At 74.6% G+C, this 20,179-nt stretch carries 11 protein-coding genes; 6 read left to right on the forward strand and 5 right to left on the reverse strand.

Translation table 11 applies throughout. The annotated features are described in order from the left end of the window. Positions 1-106: 106 nt before the first annotated feature. Complete coding sequence (locus LY05_RS10755) at positions 107-3,829, reverse strand: AsmA-like C-terminal region-containing protein (RefSeq protein ID WP_148923176.1); 3,723 nt, start codon at positions 3,827-3,829, stop codon at positions 107-109. A 138-nt stretch (positions 3,830-3,967) separates the two neighbouring features. Here LY05_RS10755 and bcp point away from each other — a divergent pair, with 138 nt between their 5' ends. The 4 genes from bcp to LY05_RS10775 all read left to right on the forward strand — a co-directional run bounded on the left by bcp (position 3,968) and on the right by LY05_RS10775 (position 7,288). Next, entirely contained in the window at positions 3,968-4,438 is a 471-nt protein-coding gene (gene bcp, locus LY05_RS10760) for a thioredoxin-dependent thiol peroxidase (protein ID WP_148923177.1), read from the forward strand. After that, a complete protein-coding gene (locus tag LY05_RS10765) occupies positions 4,435-5,319 on the forward strand; it encodes a ferritin-like domain-containing protein (protein ID WP_148923178.1) in 885 nt (294 codons plus the stop codon). Before bcp ends, LY05_RS10765 begins: the two co-directional genes overlap by 4 nt. Positions 5,320-5,469: 150 nt before the next feature. Continuing rightward, positions 5,470-6,834 carry a DUF5930 domain-containing protein gene (locus LY05_RS10770; RefSeq protein ID WP_148923179.1) on the forward strand — a complete coding sequence of 455 codons (1,365 nt, stop codon included), beginning with the start codon at positions 5,470-5,472 and terminating at the stop codon, positions 6,832-6,834. Then, positions 6,824-7,288, forward strand: coding sequence for a bactofilin family protein (locus LY05_RS10775; RefSeq protein WP_072747546.1), 465 nt, complete (start codon positions 6,824-6,826; stop codon positions 7,286-7,288). The genes LY05_RS10770 and LY05_RS10775 overlap by 11 nt, the downstream gene beginning before the upstream one ends. Positions 7,289-7,605: 317 nt before the next feature. Here LY05_RS10775 and prfB read toward each other — a convergent pair whose 3' ends face one another. From prfB to LY05_RS10790, 3 genes are all read right to left on the reverse strand, one after another. Beyond that, a complete protein-coding gene (gene prfB, locus LY05_RS10780; RefSeq protein ID WP_148923180.1) occupies positions 7,606-8,733 on the reverse strand; it encodes a peptide chain release factor 2 in 1,128 nt (375 codons plus the stop codon). A 103-nt stretch (positions 8,734-8,836) separates the two neighbouring features. Beyond that, a complete protein-coding gene (locus tag LY05_RS10785; RefSeq protein WP_148923181.1) occupies positions 8,837-11,413 on the reverse strand; it encodes a penicillin-binding protein 1A in 2,577 nt (858 codons plus the stop codon). Positions 11,414-11,495: 82 nt separating this feature from the next. Further along, a complete protein-coding gene (locus tag LY05_RS10790; protein ID WP_148923182.1) occupies positions 11,496-12,767 on the reverse strand; it encodes an N-acetylmuramoyl-L-alanine amidase family protein in 1,272 nt (423 codons plus the stop codon). A 520-nt stretch (positions 12,768-13,287) separates the two neighbouring features. Between LY05_RS10790 and LY05_RS10795 the strand changes: the two genes are divergently transcribed. Next, a complete protein-coding gene (locus LY05_RS10795; RefSeq protein WP_282957563.1) occupies positions 13,288-16,947 on the forward strand; it encodes an Rne/Rng family ribonuclease in 3,660 nt (1,219 codons plus the stop codon). 536 nt (positions 16,948-17,483) lie between these two features. Here LY05_RS10795 and LY05_RS10800 read toward each other — a convergent pair. After that, the gene (locus LY05_RS10800; RefSeq protein ID WP_148923183.1) at positions 17,484-18,635 is read right to left on the reverse strand and encodes a pyridoxal phosphate-dependent aminotransferase; all 1,152 of its coding nucleotides are present in this window, start codon (positions 18,633-18,635) and stop codon (positions 17,484-17,486) included. A 179-nt stretch (positions 18,636-18,814) separates the two neighbouring features. Here LY05_RS10800 and LY05_RS10805 point away from each other — a divergent pair, with 179 nt between their 5' ends. After that, on the forward strand, positions 18,815-20,149 hold the full coding sequence (locus tag LY05_RS10805; RefSeq protein WP_170258976.1) for a M48 family metalloprotease: 1,335 nt from the start codon (positions 18,815-18,817) through the stop codon (positions 20,147-20,149). The last annotated feature ends 30 nt before the right edge of the window (positions 20,150-20,179 follow it).

Here is a 20,179-nt window from a genome sequence, read left to right on the forward strand (position 1 = left end):
GCATGTCGCGTCTCAGCGTTCGATGCGCTCGTCATCCCGGACCGAGAACCCACCGCGGCGTCCAAGCCGCTCGGCGCCGGTCGGGCGCCCTGCGGCATGTCGCGTCTCAGCGTTCGATGCGCTCGTCATCCCAGACCGAGAACCCGCCGCGGCGCGCCGGAGGCGCCGGCTGCGCCGCGGGCGGACGAGCGCCCGCGGCCCCGTCGCCGGGCGCATCGGCGTCGCCCGCCGCCGCGCCGCTCCCGGCCCCGGCCCGGTCGGGCGGCGGGGCGGCTTGCGGCTCGCTTGCCCCGCCCGATCCGCCCGGCCCCGCCGACGCGGCTGCGGGGCCATCGCCGCTCGGGGCGGAGGACTGCGCATCCGCGCCCGGCCCCGCCGCAGCCGCATTTGCGCCTTCGGGCTGCGCGGGGCCCGCATCCGGCCCGCTACGGGCCAGGCCGCCCTCGTCGGGGCTGGCCACATCCTCGGGCACGCCGCGGCGCGGGGCGATCAGCTTGCGCAGCACCCCCGGCGCCAGCGCGGACAGCGGGTTGACCGACACCTCGGGATCCTCGCGCGGGCCGGCGATGGCGAAGGTCACGCCGATCAGCCCCTCGCCCTTGCCGCCGAACAGCGCGCCCAGAACCGGCAGCTGGGCCAGCGCCCCGTTGACGGCGTAGGCGGGGGTCAACACCCCGTCCATGGCGATGCGCCCGTCGCGCAGGTTGTAGACGCCGCCCAGCGTCAGCCCAAGGCTGGGGCCCTGGGCGCGGGCGTTCTCGATCTCGATCACGTCGCCATGCAGGCGGAAGGGCGCGTCGATGGTGGTGAACAGAAGGCCGCCGCCGCCCATGTCCTCGATCACGCCGAACAGCGACGCCGAGCGCAAGAGCCGCGTCAACGCCGTGTCGCTTTTCACGCGCATTCCGCGCACGACCAGCCGCCCGGTCAGATCCGCCCCCTGGGCGCCGCCCTGCGCGGCCGGGCGCGCGGTCAGCGTCAGCGCGCCGCCCTCGCCCGAGGGGAACAGATCGAGCGCGCGCAGCGTCGCGCCGGCATCCTCGGCCCGCACCCGCAGGCGCCCGCCCTGGCCGTCGTCGCTCCAGCGCGCCGTCGCCTCGGGGCCGCCGTTCACGCGCCCGCTCACCTCGGCGAGGACGCGGCCGGGCGCGATCTCGGCCGATCCGCGGGCCTCGTGCAGCGCGGCGCCTTCGGCCAGGATCAGCCGCTCGAGCGCAAGCGAGACGCGGGTCGGCACCCCCTCCGAGGCGCCCCCCGAGGCGCCCGACGAGCCCGCGTCCCGGGGCGCGGCGCCCTCGGACATCGCCTTGAGGCGGCGCAGATCCAGCAAGGCGCCGCTCAGCCGCAGCGTGCGCGCGCGCGCGTCGTCCTGCGACAGCTCGACCGCCAGATCGGCCGCCCCGTCGATCTTCAGCCGCGACAGCCGCAGCCGCGTCAGCGCCCCGCCGGCCGAGACCTGGCCCCGCCCCTCGGCCTCGAGCCCCGGCGCGCGAAGGCGCAGCGCGGTGATGCGCGCCGCCCCGCCGGGCGCGATCGCCGCCTCGGCCGACAGCGTTCCGGGCGCGCCGGCGGGCTTCGACCAGCCAAGCGCCGGGATCGACAGCGCCGCCTCCTCCAGCCGCGCATCGAGCCGCGCTTCGCCGCCGCGCCCGATGCGCGCATCAAGGCTGACCGCGGCCGCTCCCGCCTCGATGCGCACCGCCTCAACCCCCAGCCGACGCAGCAGCGCTCCGTCCACCGCCGCCGAGGCGCGCAGCCGCGTGCCCGCCCCCCCATCCGGCGGCGAAAAGCTCTCGTCCCAGCGCAGACGCACCGGCGCGCCTTCGATCATCGCGTCGCCGCTCAGGCTCAGCCCGTCGTCATCGGCCTTGAGCGTCGCCGTCTCGGCCCGCACCTGCAGGCCCAGCGCCGGATCGCGCAGCGCCAGCCCGCGCAGCGCCGCCTCGACCTGAACGCCCACGCGCTCGATCGACAGATCGGCCAGAAGCGGCACGCGCAGCCGCGCGCGCACGTCGGCGACGCCCCGCACCGGCCCCAGATCGGCGCCCAGCCGGCGCACGAGCCCAAGCGGCGGCTGGTCGATCAGCGCCAGCATGTCGGCGACGGCCCCGCGCGCGCGGATGTCCGGGCGGCCGATCTCGGGCGAGCGGGACAGGTCCTCGATGGCGAAGGACGATCCGGCCAGGTCGATGCGCCCGCCGCCCGGCGGCGCCGTCCAGCCGCGATCGATGCCGATCTCGAAGCGCCCGCCCGCAAGGCGCCCGCGCCCGGCGCCCTCGCGTATCGGGGGCATGCCGTCGAGCACGCGCGCCGACACGCCCGAGAAGGCGAAGTCAAGCGCCGCCTCGACGTCGTCGGGGCCGCGGCGGGCGAAAAGCTGGGCGCCGTCCACCCTGCCGCCGCTCAGACTGCGCGCGACCCATGCCCGCGCCCCGGGGGCCGCACCCAGCGGCCAGTTGGGCGCCAGCGCGGCGACGGGCATGGGGCCGAGCGTCGCGTGCAGCGCGCCCGCAAGGCCCGCCTCGACCAGGCGCCCCTCGACCCGGCCCTCGATGCGCGCGCCGGCCAGCGTCAGGGCGAAGCGCCCGTCGCGCAGCGCCCAGCCGGCGGACGGGTCGGACAGGTCGAGCGCGCCGCGAAACTCGGCCCCTTCCAGCGGGCGCGGCGCGGCGAACCCCAGCCCCGCGCCCAGCGCCCCGCGCTCGAGCAGCCGCAGCGCAAGCCGCGCCCCCGCGATGCGCCCCTCGGGATCGCGCGTCAGATCGGCGCGCCCCGCCAGCTTCAGCGCGCCGACATCGCCGCTCAGACTGGCCTCGCGCAAGGTCACGCGGTCGGACGAGGCATCATAGGCGAAGCGCGCCAGGGCCTCGGAGAGCGCCGGAACGGGCGCGGACAACGGCGCGCCCTGCCGCTCGAGACGCGCCGCGCCCTCGAGCGAGACCAAACGCAGCCCCGGGGCGAGGCGCGCGCGCGCCTCGATCGCGGCCGAGCCCTCCAGCCCCAGCCCCGCAAGCGCCGGCGCGCGCGCGCTCAGCGCGTCAAGACGCACCCCGGTCAGCCGCAGCCGCGCCTCGACGAGGCCGTCGGCGTCCATGCGCCGCGCCGTCGCGGTCAGCCGCGCGGGCGCGCCGCCGGGCAGCGGCAGCTCGGCGGCAAGCGCGGCCGACACGCCCCCGGCGACCCGCCGCAGCGTCAGCCGCGCGTTGCGCGCCGTCAGGTTCGCCCCCGCGGCGCGATCGACGTAGCGCAGACGCAGGCCGCGCCCCTCGATCACCCGCAAGGCCCCGGTCGGCCCCTCGGCGTCGGGCAGAAGCAGGTCCAGAAGCTGGTCGCCCGCCGCATCCTCCTCGGCGGCGCCCAGCGCGATGTCGAGCCGCCCGTCGCGGCCGCGCTCGAGCCGCAGATCGAGCCCCTCGGCCAGGATCGCCGTCGGCCTCAGCCGCCCCATGACCAGGTCCGGCAGGCGCACGCGCATGGTCAGCGCCGGCAGCCGCGCCACCACGCGCCCGTCCGCGTCGCGCATCCGCACGCCGCGCAGGCGCAGCCCGCCCATGCCCTCGGCCGCGCCAAGGGCGAATTCGGCGCCGTCCGCTTCGAACAGCGCGTTGGACGACTGGTTCAGCGCCTCGATCGCCGGCGCCAGCAGCGCATCCAGCGGCGCAGGCCCCTGGCGCAGGCGCAGATACCCCGCCGCGCCGACCAGCGCCGCCAGCATGGTCAGGCTGACCGCCAGGCCGACAAGCCGCGCCAGCGCCGCGCGCGCCGCAGAGCGCCGCGGCGGCCCCGCGCGGCGCGCCCGCGCCATTCGTTTGCGGTGATGCGGGTGCATCGGCCTCCATCTTTCGCCGCGCCGCGGACGAAGGGCGCCGCGCGCTTGACGCGGGCGGCGGCGGCTGTCTTCCTCGCCCGCGGAACCAGCAATGCTGGTCCACTCTAGGGCCCCTGCCCGTCAAGGAGAAGTCGAAGGATGAACGAACCGCTCAAGGTCGGCGCCCCCGCGCCGGATTTCACCCTGCCCAAGGCCGGCGGCGGCGAAACGTCGCTGCGCGATCTGCGCGGACGCAAGGTCGTGCTCTACTTCTACCCCAAGGACGACACCTCCGGCTGCACCCGCGAGGCGCAGGAGTTCACCGCCCTGCTGCCCGAATTCGAAGCCGCCGGCGCCGTCGTTCTGGGCGTGTCGCGCGATCCGGTCTCGAAGCACGAGAAATTCGCCGCCAAGCACGGGCTCGGCGTCACGCTGCTGTCGGACGAACAGGGCGAGACCTGCGCGCGCTACGGCGTGTGGGTCGAGAAAAGCATGTATGGCCGCAAGTACATGGGCATCGAGCGCGCCACCTTCCTGATCGACCCCGAGGGCCGCATCGCCCGCATCTGGCGCAAGGTCAAGGTTCCGGGCCACGCGCAGGCGGTGCTGGACGCGGTCAAGGCGCAATGAGGGGGTCCGACGCCCCCTCCGCCGCACAGCCCCCGGCGCTGCCGCCGACCCTGGCCGCCTGCGCCGAGGCGGTGCTGCGCGAGGGCGACGCGCGCGCCAAGGCCGCGCTGGCCCGCCGCGCCGCCGCCGCCTGGCTGGCCGGGCGCGAGGCCGGCGCGCCCATGCCGGTCGGGCGCGCCGATCCGCCCGACTTCCCCGCCCGACCCGCGCGCCCGGAACTGCGCCCCCCGCGCGAGATGCCCCGCCGCCGCGGCGGCACGCAGGCCGGGCGCGCGGCGCTGCTGCATGCGGTGGCGCATATCGAGCTCAACGCCGTCGATCTGCACTGGGACGTCATCGCGCGCTTCGCCCACATCCCCATGCCGCCGGGCTTTTACGACGACTGGGTGCGCGCCGCCGATGACGAGGCCAGGCACTTCAACCTGCTGGCCGACCGGCTCGAGGCGATGGGCAGCTTCTACGGCGCCCTGCCCGCCCATGCGGGCATGTGGCGCGCCGCCTCGGACACCGCGCATGACCTGATGGCGCGCCTGGCGGTGGCGCCCATGGTGCTCGAGGCGCGCGGGCTGGACGTGACGCCCGGCATGATCGAGCTCTTCCGCAAGGCCGGCGACGCCGAGACCGTGGCCGCGCTCGAGATCATCTACGCCGACGAGGTCAGCCACGTCGCCTACGGCGCCAAGTGGTTCAACTTTCTTTGCGGGCGCCATGACCTCGACCCGCGCGACGCCTTCCACGCCCTGGTGCGCAAGCATTTCCGCGGCGCGCTCAAGCCCCCCTTCAACGAGGAAAAGCGCGCCGAGGCCGGCCTGCCGCCCGATTTCTACTGGCCTCTGGCCGAAGAGCTCGCGCAGGCGGACGGGACGGCCGAGACCGATTGACGCGACGATCGCCGCGCGCGGGCGCGATTTACGTTGATCGCGGGGTCAAGCTTCGCTATCGATGCATTTCGACAACACAAGAACAAAAAATGCGGCCCCCGCGCGCCCTTCCCCACGCGCGACGGCCGCGCAAGCCGAGGGACCCGGACGATGGCTCAAGACGGGAATCACGCCGGCGGCTCGTCGCCCGAACATCCGGCGGGGCGCGCCGGCGCCGGCCTTTTCGCCGAGAAGCGCATCTTCATCCGCAGCGGCGAGCGCATGCGCTATCTGCGCCTGTCGCGGCGCGCGCAGATCGCCGCGGCGGCGCTCGGCGCGGCGCTGACCTGCTGGACGGCCTTCGCCACGGTCTCGCTGGCGACGCTTTACGCCGAGCGCGCGGCGCAAGGCGAGGCGGTCGCGGCGCTTCGCGCGGGCTACGAGCGGCGCCTGGCGCGCGAGGTCGCGCGCGCCGAGGCGGCCCAGGACGCCATGAGCCGCCTGCGCGAGCGCGTGGCGGCGCTGGATGCGGCGCTCGATTCCGAGCGCGGCGCGGTGATCGCCGCGCGCGCCGACCGCGCCGCCGCCCAGGCCGAGGCCGCCGCGCTGCGCGAGCGTCTGCGCCAGGCGGTCGCCGAGCGCGAGGCGGCCCGCCGCTCGGCCGAGGCGCTGCGCCGGGGGCTGGACCAGGCGCGCCGCCGGCTGGCAGGTCTGGACGACGCGGCCGAGGACTGGGGCGCGACCGTCGCCGCCGTCGCCGAGGCGCTGGATTCGGCCGTGGCCGAGCGCGACGCCGCCGAGCGCCGCGCCGCCGAGGCGGCCGAGAAGCTGGCCGCGCTCGAGAACCGCATGCGCGAGGACGAGGCGCGGCGCGCGCGCATGTATGCCCAGCTTGAGGATGCGATGCAGATCGGGCTCGGCTCGCTCGAGCGGATCTTCGCGCGCGCGGGCATGGATGTGGAAAAGCTGATCGGCCGCGTTCGGGCCGAGTATTCGGGCGCGGGCGGCCCGTTCATCCCCGTCGAGCCGGCTTCGGTGAACGCCGAGGCCGGCTCGGACGCGGCGCGGGTGACTTCGCTCATCACCGGGCTCGAGCGGCTCAACCTGATGCAGGTGGCGGCCGCGCGCCTGCCCCTGGCGGCGCCGCTGCGCGGGTCCTACCGCCTGACCTCGGGCTTCGGCATCCGCCGCGACCCCAAGAACGGACGCCGGCGCATGCATGACGGCGTGGACGTGGCCTCGGCCCGCGGCACGCCCATCCTGGCCACGGCCGACGGGGTGGTGACCTATGCCGGCTGGCAGCGCGGCTATGGCCGCGTGGTCAAGATCAGGCATGATTTCGGCTACGAAACCGTCTACGCGCATCTGGACAAGATCCGCGTCAAGAAGGGCGAGCGGGTTGCGCAGGGCGACCGTATCGGCGATATGGGGAACTCTGGTCGAAGCACCGGCGTCCATCTCCACTACGAGGTGCGCAATGGCGGAAGGCCGATCAACCCGCTCAGATATATCGAGGCTGCGCGCAATGTTTTCTAAGCCGAAGATCACCGACCCGATCGAGCCCGCGAAGGACCAGGCCGCCCCCAAGGCGCCGCCGGCCGCCCCGCCCGCGCCCTCGGGCGCGCCGGCCAAGCCCAAGGCCGCGCCCTCGGTGCTGTCCTCGGACCTGACCATCAAGGGCAACGTGACCACCACCGGCGACGTGCAGGTGGAAGGCTCGGTCGAGGGCGACATCCACGCCCATCTGCTGACCGTGGGCGAGACTGCCACCATCCGCGGCGAGGTCGTGGCCGACGACGTGGTCGTGCACGGCCGCGTGGTGGGCCGGCTGCGGGGGCTCAAGGTGCGGCTGACCTCGACCGCCAAGGTCGAGGGCGACATCATTCACAAGACCATCGCCATCGAATCGGGCGCGCATTTCGAGGGCTCTGTGCAGCGCTCGGACGACCCGCTGGGCGACGGCGGCAAGGCCAAGCCCGCCGCGGGCTGACGGCCTAAGACCGCTTGCCGGGACCGAGCGCCCGGCGCGCTTGGGGGGGGCGGGCGGCCGCAGGGCCGGCCCGCCCCTTTCGCATTTCTCCGCGGCGTTTCCGCCGGCCCGGCGCCGACAGGAGGCGGGCAAGCGCCTTGAGTCGGACAGGACGCACCGCGCCGCAAGAACCACGCCGGGCCGGGGCAGCGCCCGCGATGGGGCGCACCGCCTCGCGCCCCGGTTCGGCCGGCCGAGCGGCGGCTTGGGGGCGTCCCGCGCCCGGTTCCCTTGGTCTGGTTCCTTGCGCCCGGTTCCTTGCGCCCGGTTCCTTGCGCTCAGTCCTCGGCCTGGGCCTCGGCGCGCGACTTGCCGGAGACCTCCATGGCCAGGGCGGCGGCCATGAAGCGGTCGAGATCGCCGTCGAGCACGCCCTGGGTGTCGGAGGTCTCGACGCCCGTGCGCAGGTCCTTCACCATCTGGTAGGGCTGCAGGACGTAGGAACGGATCTGGTTGCCCCAGCCGATCTCGCCCTTGGCGTCGTGCTGCTCCTGGATCGCCTGGGTGCGCTTGCGCATCTCCAGCTCGTAAAGGCGCGACTTCAGCGCCGCCATGGCGTTGGCGCGGTTCTGGTGCTGCGACTTTTCCGAGCTGGTCACCACGATGCCCGTGGGCAGGTGGGTGATGCGCACCGCCGAGTCGGTGGTGTTCACGTGCTGCCCGCCCGCGCCGGACGAGCGGTAGGTGTCGATGCGGATCTCGTTGGGCTTGATCTCGATCTCGATGCTGTCGTCCACCACCGGATAGACCCACACCGACGAGAACGAGGTGTGCCGCCGCGCGGCGCTGTCATAGGGCGAGATGCGCACCAGGCGGTGCACCCCGCTTTCCGACTTCAGCCAGCCATAGGCGTTGGGGCCGATGATCTTGTAGGTGGCCGACTTGATGCCCGCCTCTTCGCCGGGGTTTTCCGAGATCAGCTCGACCTTGTAGCCGTGCTTCTCGGCCCAGCGCACATACATGCGCGCCAGCATCGCCGCCCAGTCGCAGCTTTCGGTGCCGCCGGCGCCGGCGTTGATTTCAAGGAAGGTGTCGTTGCCGTCGGCCTCGCCGTCCAGCAGCGCCTCGATCTCCTTCTGCGCGGCGCGCTCGCGCAGGTCCAGAAGGGCCTGCTCGGCCTCGGCCACCACCTCGGCGTCGCCCTCGGCCTCGCCCATCTCGATCAGCGCCCGGTTGTCGTCCAGCTCCTGCATCAAGGCCTTGCAGGCGTCGATGGCGTCGGCCAGCGTCTGGCGCTCGCGCATCACCTTCTGGGCCTTTTCGGGATCGTTCCACAGCTCGGGGTCCTCGGAGCGCGCGTTCAGCTCCTCGAGCCGGTGCTCGGCGGTTTCCCAGCCCAGGCGCTGGCGGATCAGATCCAGCGACTTCTCGATCTGCGCGACGGCGGATTGGATTTCGGCCCGCATCTGAAGTTCCGCTCCCATCATCGATGCCGCGCGCCAGCGCGCGCGCGAGGGTCAGAGAGATAGCCGCCGACGCGCGCCCCCGCAAGGGCGCGCGGGGCGCCGTTCAGTAGAGCCCGCCGCTGCCGAAGCCCGCGGCCGGGCGCGGCGGCGCCGGGCGCGCGTCCTGCCCGGCGCCGGGCGCGGCGGAGCCGGGGGCGCCGGAGGGCGGCGGCGCGGGCGCATCCTCTTCGGCGCGCATGGGCAGATCGCCCCCGTCCGGCGTGAAGCCGAACACGCCCTCGCCCACCACCGCGCCGCCGGTGAAGGCGCCGATCTGGGGGACCTGATCGGAGCGGAAGGCCTCGACCACCACCTCGGGGCCCTCGGCCTCGTCGGGCAGGCGCACGCCGGTGTGGCGGTCGATCTTGACCAGGACGGCGTCCCTGGGCGGCTTGAAGTCCAGCTTCGGGCGGTCGCGCATGGCCGCCTCCATGAACTCCTGGAAGACGGGCGCGCAAAGCGTGCCGCCATAGGCGCCCTTGCCCATGGGCCGGGGCGTGTCGTAGCCGATGAAGCAGCCGGCGACGAGGTTGGGCGTGAAGCCGATGAACCATGCGTCGCGCGCGTCGTTGGTGGTGCCCGTCTTGCCCGCCACGGGAAAGCCCAGCGCCGCCAGCTGACGCGCGGTGCCGCGGGTGGTCACGCCCTGCATCATGGAGGTCAGCTGATAGGCCGTGACGCCGTCCATGACGCGGCGCGCGGGGTCCTTGAGCCACGGATCGGGCAGATCGGGCCGCCAGGGCGCGTCGCAGCCCACGCACACGCGCCGGTCGTGGCGCAGCACGGTGACGCCGCGGCGGTCCTGCACGCGGTCGACCAGCGTCGGCTCGACCCGGAGCCCGCCATTGGCGAACATGGCATAGGCGGCGACCAGCCGGTAGAGCGTGGTCTCGCCCGCGCCCAGCGCGTAGCTGAGCAAGGGCGGCATCGAGTCGTAGACGCCGAAGCGCTCGGCGTATTCGGCCACCTTGTCCATGCCCAGATCCTGCGCCAGGCGCACGGTCATCACGTTGCGCGACTGCTCGATCCCCAGCCGCATGGGCGAGGGGCCGTAGAACTTGCGCGAGCTGTTCTGCGGCTTCCAAAGCTCGCCCGTGCCGTCGTCGACCACGATCGGCGCGTCCATGATGACGGTCGAGGGCGTATAGCCATTGTCCAGCGCCGCGGCGTAGACGAAGGGCTTGAAGGCCGAGCCGGGCTGGCGGCGGGCCTGGGTGGCGCGGTTGAAGACGCTCGTCTGGTAGGAAAAGCCCCCCTGCATGGCCAGCACCCGCCCCGTGCGCGGGTCCATGGCCATGAAGGCGCCCTCGAGCAGCGGGATCTGCCGCAGCGACCAGCGCAGGAAGGCGCCCTTCTCGTCGCGCAGATCGGTGGTCAGGATCACGTCGCCGCGCGCAAGCACGTCCGAAGGCCGGCGCGGCGCGGCGCCCAGCCGCCCGTCCTTGCCGCGCGGGCGGGCCCATGTCATGTCGCTGAAGGGGATGAAATGGCCGTCCGCATCCTCTTCGACGCCCTCGATGCCGATGCGCACCGACTTGGCGCCGACCTCCAGCACCACGGCCGGGCGCCAGCCCTCGATGTCGCGCGGGATCTCGCGCAGCTCGGCCAGGGCGGCGCGCCAGGCGGCCTCGTCGGCCATCTGCTCTTCGCTCAGGCGCGCCAGGGGGCCGCGCCAGCCGTCGCGCTCCCGATCCCAGCTTTCGAGCCGCCGCCGCAGCGCCCGCGCGGCCGCGCGCTGCATCTGGGGATCGACCGTCGCGCGCACCGTCAGGCCGCCCAAGGCGACCTCTTCCTCGCCCAGGACCGCCGTCAGCTGGCGGCGCACCTCTTCGGTGAAATGGTCGGGCGCGGGCGGGCGCGGCAGCCGGTCGGGCAGCCCGCCGTCCAGCACGGTCAGCAGCGGCGCCCGCATGGCGGCGTTGGCCTGCTCCTCGTCGATGTAGCCGTTCTCGAGCATCTGGCCGATGACGTAGTTGCGCCGCGCCACGGCCCGCTCGCGGTTGCGCACGGGGTGCAGCGTGCTGGGCGCCTTGGGCAGCGCGGCCAGATAGGCGGCCTCGGCGATGGTGAGCTCTTCGAGCGGCTTGCCGAAATAGGCGTCGGCGGCGGCCGCCACGCCATAGGCGCGCGCGCCCAGATAGATCTCGTTCAGGTAGAGCTCGAGGATCTGGTCCTTGCTCAGCGTCCGCTCGAGCCGCACGGCGAGGATGATTTCCTTGAGCTTGCGCTCGCCCGAACGCTCGTTCGACAGCAGGAAGTTCTTCATCACCTGCTGGGTGATGGTCGAGGCGCCGCGCAGCCGCCCCCCCGCCAGATAGTCGCGCACCGCCGCGAGGATGCCGATGGGGTCGAAGCCCGCATGCTCGTAGAAGTGCTTGTCCTCGGCCGAGATGAAGGCCTGCTTGACGATGTCGGGGATCTCGTCGATCGGGGCGAAGATGCGCCGCTCGGTCAGGTATTCGGCGATCAGCCGGCCGTCCTTGTCGTAGACGCGGCTGAGCGTTGGGGGCTGATAGGCGGCCAGCTGCTCGTGATCGGGCAGATCGCGCGAGAAATGCCAGATCAGCCCCGCGAATGCGCCGAGGCCGGCGATCCCGGCGATCGAGGCGAGGCTGAAGAGCGTGGCCAGAATTCGGATCATGCGTTCGGCGTCTTTCCCGTCATCGGGCGCGGCGCGGCCGATCCGCGCGCGCGCCGCGCACCGCATATATCGCCTGCGGCCCTCATTGGCGATACCCGGGCGCCGCCGCGCGGGCCTCGGCGGGCGGCGGCGCGAAGGCGGGGGCGCGGGCGCGCCGCTCGGCCCAGTCGCCCAGCGCCGCCGCCATCGCCCGCGCCGCGCGCCGCCGCCAGGCGGGATCGCTCAGGTTGCGCAGATCGTCCGGGTTCGACATGAAGCCCAGCTCGACCAGCGCCGAGGCCATGCTGGGCGATTTGAGCACGCGGAATCCGGCGAAACGGTGGGCGCGCCCGGGCAGGATCGGGGCGGCGCGGCCCAGCCCGCGCAAGAGCGCCTCGGCCAGCTCGCGCGAGCGCGCCTGCGCGCGCCGGCGCGCCAGGTCGATGAGCGCGCGCGCCACGTCGTCGCCCTCGCCCTCGAGCTCGTCGCCGCCGGGCAGGTCGGCGCGGTTCTCGAAGGCGGCCAGGGCGGCGGCCTCCTCGTCCGAGGCGCTCTCGGACAGGGTGTGCACCGAGGCGCCCGAGGCGTCGCCGCTCTCGACCGTGTTGACGTGGATCGAGACGAAGGCGGCCGCGCCCGCGGCGGCGGCGATGCGCACGCGCTCGCGCAGGCCCAGAAAGACGTCCTCGTCGCGCGTCATGGCCACGCGCACGCGCCCGTCGCGCCGCAGGGCGTCGCGCAGCTCGCGCGCGAAGGCCAGCGCCAGGTCCTTCTCCAGAACATCCCCGCGCACCGCGCCCGGATCGGCGCCGCCATGGCCGGGGTCGATGACCACCAGCGGCGGCGGCGCGGGCCGGGGCGCGGGCGGCGGCGCGTCGGCAGGCTGGGCGGGGGCCGCGCCGGGCAGCGCGCGCAGCAGCAGCTCGAAGCCGCCGCCGCCCTCGGGATAGCCGGCCGAGACGATGCGCGCCGGGCGCGACAGCGCCACCGTCAGCCGCGCGCCCCCCGCCCCCGCCGGCGCGGCCGAAAGCGCGCGCGCCAGCCCGCCCGCGGCGCGCGGGGCGGGAAGGGGCGCGCGCCATTCGAGGCGCGGAAACTCGAGCACGGCGCGCGGCGGATCGGCCAGCATGTAGGCGCGAAAGGGCGCCATGCGGTCAAGCTCCAGCCGCAACGCGAAGCCCGCGCGCCCCTCCTCCAGCCGCGCCGAGCGCACCTCGACCGACTGCGGCCCGGCCGCCGGCGCGCGCGGCGCCGTCGCCGCCCCCAGCAGGGCCAGCGACAGAAGGCCGGCCGCAAGGCGCGCCCACGACCCATGGCGCCCGTTGCGCGACGGTTCTTTCCGGCGCTCCTCGCCCGACAAGCCTTCCTCCCGCATGCGCGCGTCGATCGCGGCCGCTTCCCGCCCGCGCAGCATAGGGGGGCCTTGCGCCAATTCCAATTGTCAAGCCCCTCGCGGCAAGGCTATGGTGCTCGGGCCGCGAACCGTCCGCGCGTCCGCCCTCCGGCGGCGATCGGCGGCGCGCGCGAAAGACGAATTTTCGAATGAAGCGGCCAGACCTCGCCGAAGCTCCGCGGACGGAGCCGCCCGGGGTCCACCGAAAAGCGCTGCAGAGTTTCGAATGGCCCCGGCCCGAAGCCGCCCCAGGCGGCGCAGGAACCGGGGACCCGCCCGACCGGGGCCGACGCCGAATCGGCGCGGCTCGAAGAGAGATGAACGCGATGACCCGAGCCGAACGACAGGACATGCACGCCGCGCAGGACGGGGCCCAGCGCCCCGCCGGCGCCGCGCCGCGCTGCGGGCGGCCGGCTCCTCTCGCACAGAACGAGAACGCGGCGCCGCCCCGCGGCGGATGCGATCCCGCCCGGATTGCGCGCGCGCCGCGGCGCAGGAGAACATGGCCAAGAAGATGCTTATCGACGCGACGCATCCCGAGGAGACCCGGGTCGTCGTCGTGGACGGAAACAAGGTAGACGAGTTCGATTTCGAATCGAGCAGCAAGAGGCAGCTTGCAGGCAACATCTATCTGGCGAAGGTGACGCGCGTCGAGCCGTCGCTGCAGGCCGCTTTCGTCGAATATGGCGGGAACCGGCACGGCTTCCTCGCCTTTTCCGAGATCCACCCCGACTATTACCAGATCCCCAAGGCCGACCGCGAAGCGCTGCTGGCCGAAGAGGCCGCCGCCTCGCGCGCGGCGCAGGCGCGCGACGACGCCGCCGCGGGCGACGCCCCGGCCGGGGACGAGGACGAAGACGAAGCGCAAGAGGCCGGCGCCGCGGGCGACGAGGACGGATCGCGCAAGCGCCGCGGCCGCGCCCGCCGGGGCGGCCGTCGCCGGCGCCGCGAGGAAGGCGGCTCGGACGACGCCGCGGGCGGCGGCGAAGCGGCTGGCCAGGCGACGGGCGACGCCTCCGCCGAAGCAGCCGAGGCCGCCGCGCCCGCGGGCGACGAAGCCCCGGCGCCCCAGGGCGGCGCGCAGGCCGAGGACGCGGCGAATGCGGCCGACGCGCAGCCCGAGGGCGGCGAGGCCCCGGCGGCCAAGGCCGACGCGCAAACCGCGAACGCGGAGAAGGAGGCCGACGCGCCGGCTGACGCGGCAGCCGCCGCCCCCGAAGGCGACGAGCTCCCCGCCGCGCCCCAGACCGCCCCCGCCGACGCGCCCGCCGAGGATGTCGCGGCGGCTCGGACGGCCGACGCGGCGGACGAGGCGCCGATTTCGCCCCGGCAGCCCGCCGAAACGGCGCCCGCCGACGCGCCGGCCGGCGAGGGGGCGGCTGACGAGGCCGCTGACGGGGCGGACGACGCGAAGGATGATTCCGGCGAAGGCCCCCGCTCGATCGCCGAAAGCGCCGGCGCGGACAAGGACGAGACCATCCACGAAGACTACGCGCCCGCCGAGGCCGCCGGCGCGCGGGCGCCGGATGCGGCCGCGGGCGCCGAGGACCAGGCGGCCCCGCCCGTCGCCGCCGCCGGCGAAGCCGGCGAAGATGGCGCGCCCGCGCCCGAAACGCCCCTGACCGAAACGCCCGCCGCAGACGCCGCCGCTCAGGCGCCCGACGCCGTGACGGTCAAGGCCGGCGACGCGCCCGCCGACGAGCGCAACGAGACGACCACCGACGCGGCCGCCGAGTCGCCTTCCGACGCAGGCCGGCCCGACGCCGCCGATGCGCCCGAGACCGACGCCGAGGGCTCCGAAACGCCCGACTCCGGCGCCGCGGCGGCCGAAACGCCGCAGGACGACGACGCGGAAGGCGGGGCGGCGCAGGCCGAAACCGATCCGGCCCGGAGCGGGGAAGCCGAAGCGGACGAAGCCGACGACGCCCCCGCCCGCCCCCGCAGCCGACGCCGCCGTCCGGCGCGCGGCCGCGGCCGGGCGCAGCCCGACGCGCCCTCGGACGAGGACGCGCAGCCCGAAGCCGAAGCCGAAGCCGAGCCCGAGGTCGAGGAGATCGCCCCCGAGGATCCGATCGAAGAGGCGCGCCCCCAGCGCCCGCGCATGCGCCGCTACAAGATCCAGGAGGTGATCAAGGTCCGGCAGATCATGCTGGTTCAGGTCGTCAAGGAAGAGCGCGGCAACAAGGGCGCGGCGCTCACCACCTACCTGTCGCTGGCCGGGCGCTACTGCGTGCTCATGCCCAACACCGCGCGCGGGGGCGGCATCAGCCGCAAGATCACCAACGCCGCCGACCGCAAGAAGCTCAAGGAGATCGCCGCCGAGCTGCAGGTGCCCAAGGGCATGGGGCTGATCATCCGCACCGCCGGCGCCAAGCGCACGCGCGCCGAGATCCGGCGCGACTACGAATACCTGCTGCGCCAGTGGGAGCAGATCCGCGAGCTGACGCTGCGCTCGATCGCCCCGACCCTGGTCTACGAGGAGGGCAGCCTGATCAAGCGCGCCATCCGCGACCTCTACAGCCGCGACATCGACGAGATCCTGGTCGAGGGCGAAGAGGGCTACCGCGAGGCCAAGGACTACATGAAGATGCTCATGCCCTCTCACGCCAGGAACGTGAAGCGGTATGAGGACCGCGTCCCCCTCTTCATCCGCTACAAGGTCGAGGACGAGCTGGCCTCGATGTTCAACCCCGTCGTGCAGCTCAAGTCCGGCGGCTACATCGTCATCGGCGTGACCGAGGCGCTGGTGGCCATCGACATCAACTCGGGCCGCTCGACCAAGGAGGCCTCGATCGAGGAGACGGCGCTCAAGACCAATCTCGAGGCCGCCGACGAGATCGCCCGCCAGCTGCGCCTGCGCGACCTGGCGGGGCTGATCGTGATCGACTTCATCGACATGGACGATCCGCGCAACAACCGCGCGGTCGAAAAGCGGATGAAGGAGCGGCTCAAATCCGACCGCGCCCGCATCCAGGTCGGGCGCATCTCGCCCTTCGGCCTGATGGAGATGTCGCGCCAGCGCCTGCGCCCGGGCATGCTCGAGGCCTCGACCGCGCCCTGCCCCCACTGCCACGGCACGGGCGTCACGCGCTCGGACGAATCGATGGCGCTGTCGATCCTGCGCGAGGTCGAGGAAGAGGGCGTGCGCGGCAAGGCGCCCGAGATCCTGGTCAAGGCGCCGCTTTCGGTCGTCAACTTCCTGATGAACCAGAAGCGCGAGCATCTGATGCGCATCGAGGCGCGCTACGACATCTCGGTGCGCGTCGAGGCGGACCCGACCATGATCGTGCCCGACCGCAAGATCGAGCGCATCAAGACCCCGCTGCGCGAGCGCGCGCGCGTCCAGGCGCCGGCGGCGGTGACGGCGGCCGCCGTCTACGCCGCCTCGCCCGACCTGGCCGGCGCGGTCGAGGACGCCGAGATCGTCGCCCCCGGGGCCGAGGCGCCCGAGGCGCCCACGGCGCCCGCCCCGGCGCCCGAGGCCGAAGGCGCCGAGGCCAAGCCGCGCCGCGGCCGCCGCGGCGGACGGCGCCGGCGCAAGAGCGCTTCCGCCGAGACCTCGGATCAGGGCGCGCCCGTGCAGGCCCCGGCGCAGGCCGATGCGCAGCAGCGGGCGGATGCGGGCGCCGAGGCGGCGCTGGGCTTCGGCCCCGAAGGTCCGAACATCGCGGCGAGGGCGCCGAGGCCGACATCCCCGCGCCGCGCCGCAGCCGCCGCCGGCGCAAGCCCCGCGGCGAAGGCGTCGCCGAGGCCGCGCCGACGCCCGAAACCGGGACCGAGGCCGAAGCCGAAGCCGGGACCGGAGCAACGACCGCGCCGGCCCCCAAGGATGAGGGTGTCGCCGAGACCGGGGCGGCGACTGGCGCCGAGACCGGAGCCGAAACCCGAGCGGCCGAGACTGGGGCCGGGGTCGATGCCGCCGCAGGTCGGGCGGCCGACGCCGCCGCGCCGCCGGAACCCGAAGCGGACGAGGCCATGGCGACGGCAGAAACGCCGACGCAGGCCGAGGCCGCGGCCGAGGGCGCTCCTGCGCCGGAGCAACCGGCGACCGGCGACGGGTCCGCGCCCGCCGCCGCGCCCAAGGCCGAGGACGAAGCCGCGGCGGACGCACAGGCGGCGCGGGCGCCCGAAACCGAGCCCGAAACCCCGGCCGAAACCCTGACCCAAGCCGGGGCCGAAGCGGCGCCGACGCCCGAGGCGGGGACGAGCGACGCCGAGGACGGCGCCGCGCCAGAGCAAGGCGCGCAAGCCGAGGCGGCGCAGCCGCAAGCCGATGCCGCGCAGCCGCAGGGCGCCGCGCCGACGGACGCGGCGCCTCAGCCCGACTCGCCGCCCAAGCCGCGCAAGCGCGGATGGTGGTCGCTGCGCCGCTGACGCGCCTTGCCCTCTGAAAGACGACGCCCGGCCGCGCCTGCGGCCGGGCGTTTTCGTCGCCTCCTGGGTCCTGATCGCGCGGGCGCTCCTGCACATCCGCCGCCGCGCCGCGGCTGGCCATAGCGTTCTGCGCGACGATCCCGCGCCCGGGCCGCGCGGCCTTGTGGAGCCGCCGTGCCGGGCCGCCGGTTCCCGGGCGCATCTTGCGCCTCGGCCCCGCCGCCCGGCGCCGCCGCGGCGCGCATGCCATCGAGATTCGCTTGCGATCGCGCGGCGCAGCCCCGTCCGGCCGCATCGCGGGCGCCGCCGCGGCCAGGCGGGCGGTCAACGCGCCGCCTTGCCGCCCGCGCCCAGCCATGCCCTGAGCCGCCGGGCGCCCTCGCGCATCTGCGCCTCGGAGCCGGCGAAGCTGAAGCGGACCGTCCGCGCCCCGCGCACCGGGTCGAAATCCAGCCCCGGCGTCGCCGCGACGCCCGCCTCGTCAAGCATCCGCGCGCAAAAGGCGCGGCTGTCGTCGGTCAGATGCGCGACGTCGGCGTAAAGATAGAACGCCCCGTCGCAGGGCGCGATGTCGCGGAACCCGGCGCGCGGCAGCTCCTCGAGCAGCAGGGCGCGGTTGCGCGCATAGACGGCGCGGTTGGCCTCGAGCTCGTCCTCGGCCTCGAGCGCGCCCAGCGCGGCGACCTGGCTGGCATGGGTCGGGCAGATGAACAGGTTCTGCGCCAGCCGCTCGACCGCGCGCAGATGGCTCGGCGGCACGACCATCCAGCCGATGCGCCACCCCGTCATGGAGAAATATTTCGAGAAGCTGTTGATGACGAACACATCGTCCGTCGCCTCGAGCGCCGAGACCGCCGGGCGCTCGTAGGTCAGGCCGTGATAGATCTCGTCCGAGATGAAGGCCGCCCCGCGCGCGGCGCAGGCCTGCGCCAGCGCGCGCAGCTCGTCCAGCGCCAGCATCGTGCCGGTCGGATTGGCCGGGCTGGCGACCAGCAGGCCGTCCGAGTCGCCCAGATCCGCGGGCGTGGGCTGATAGCGCGTCTCGGGGCGCGTCTCGATCCGGCGCACCCGCACGCCCAGCGCCTTGAAGATGTTGCGATAGCTCGGATAGCTGGGATCGCCCAGCGCGACCTCGTCGCCGATCTCGAACAGCGCCAGAAAGGCCAGGAGGAACGCCCCCGACGAGCCCGCCGTGACCACCACCCGCGCCGGGTCCAGATCCAGCCCGTGCCGGCGCTTGTAGAGCCGCGCGATGCCCTCGCGCAGCTCGGGCAGGCCAAGCGCCACCGTGTAGCCCAGCGCGTCGCTGTCCAGCGCCCGCGCCAGACGCTCGCGCGCGAGGCGGGGCGCGGGCGTGGCCGGCTGGCCGACCTCCATGTGAATGACGTCGCGCCCGGCGGCCTGGGCGGCGCGGGCCTGCTCCATCACGTCCATCACGATGAAGGGATCGACCGATCCGCGTCTTGAAATCTTCATCTTCGCGCAGTCCTCTGATCGGGCCTCTGATCGGGCCTCTGGCCGGGTTCGCGCCGTGGTATGGGCCGCCGCGCGCCCAAGGGCAAGCGGCGCGCGCGCCCGAGTGCAAGCGGCGCGCGCGCCCGCCGGGGGTGACATGACGGCCCGAAGGGGCCATATGGTCGGGAATGATGACGCGCTTGACACGAACCCTATCGCGCGCGGCATGCGCGCTGGCCGTCGCGGCGGCGACGCTGCAGGCGGCGCCTGCGCAGGCCCTGTCGCTGATCCGCGACGCCGAGATCGAGGCGACGCTGCGCCGCCTGTCGGGGCCGGTGTTCCGCGCCGCGGGGCTCGATCCCGACGAGGTGCGCATCGTCATCCTTCAGGACCCGAGCGTGAACGCCTTCGTCTTCGGCGGGCGCAACATGGCGCTGACCACGGGGCTGCTGCGCGAATCCGAGCGCCCCGAGCAGCTGATCGGCGTCATCGCGCATGAGGCGGGGCATATCGTCGGCGGCCATCTGGCCCGGCGCCAGATCGCCGAGCGCAACGCCCGCGGCCCCGTGCTGCTGGGCCTGGCGCTGGGCGTGGCGGCGGCGGCGGCCGGCGGCGGGCCGGCGGCGGCCGCGGCCATCGCCGGCGGCGGGCAGGCCGCCGAGCGCGCGCTTCTGGCCTACAGCCGCGCCGAGGAAAGCGCCGCCGACCAGGCCGCGCTGACCTATCTCGAGCGCGCGGGGATCGACCCGGGCGGGATGCTCGAGGTGCTGGACCGTTTCCGCGGGCAGGAGGTGTTCTCCCAGCGCCACCAGGACCCCTTCGCGCGCACCCATCCCATCAGCGCCGAGCGCCTTTCGCTGGCGCGCGCGCGGGCGATGCGCTCGCCGGCCTGGGGGCGGGCCTCGCCGCCCGAAACCGTCTATTGGTTCGATCGCATGCGCGCCAAGCTCGACGGTTTTCTCGAGCGGCCCGACCGGCTTCTGGCGCGGCTCGATCCGGCCGACGGCTCGGAATTCGCGCGGCTCCGCCGGGCGGTGGCGCTGCATCGCCTGCCCGATCCCGACCGGGCGCTGGCCGAGGTGGACAAGCTGATCGCGATGCGCCCCTCGGACCCCTATTATCACGAGCTCAAGGGTCAGATCCTGCTCGAAAGCGGCCGCGCGGCCCAGGCCGTGCCCGCCTATCGCGAGGCGGTGCGCCTTGCGCCGGACGAGCCGCTCATCCTGGCGTATCTGGGCCGCGCCTTGCTGGCGCTGAACGATCCGGCCGCCGACCGCGAGGCGCGCGCGGCGCTCGAGCAGGGGGCGGCGCGCTCGGGCGGGGGCGACGCGACGCTGCTGCGCGATCTGGCGCTGGCCTATGCGCGCACCGGCGACGAGGGCATGGCCGCGCTGACCACCGCCGAGCGGCTGGCCATCGCCGGCGCGCGCCGCGACGCGGTGAACCAGGCCCGCCGCGCCCTGACCCTGCTGCCCAAGGGCAGCCCCGCCGCCACGCGCGCGCAGGACATCATCCTCAGCCTGCAGGACGGCTGAGGGAAGCAGACAGACCGCGAAAGGACCGAC

The sequence above is a fragment of the Oceanicella actignis genome, assembly GCF_008124525.1.
Classification (GTDB): domain Bacteria; phylum Pseudomonadota; class Alphaproteobacteria; order Rhodobacterales; family Rhodobacteraceae; genus Oceanicella; species Oceanicella actignis.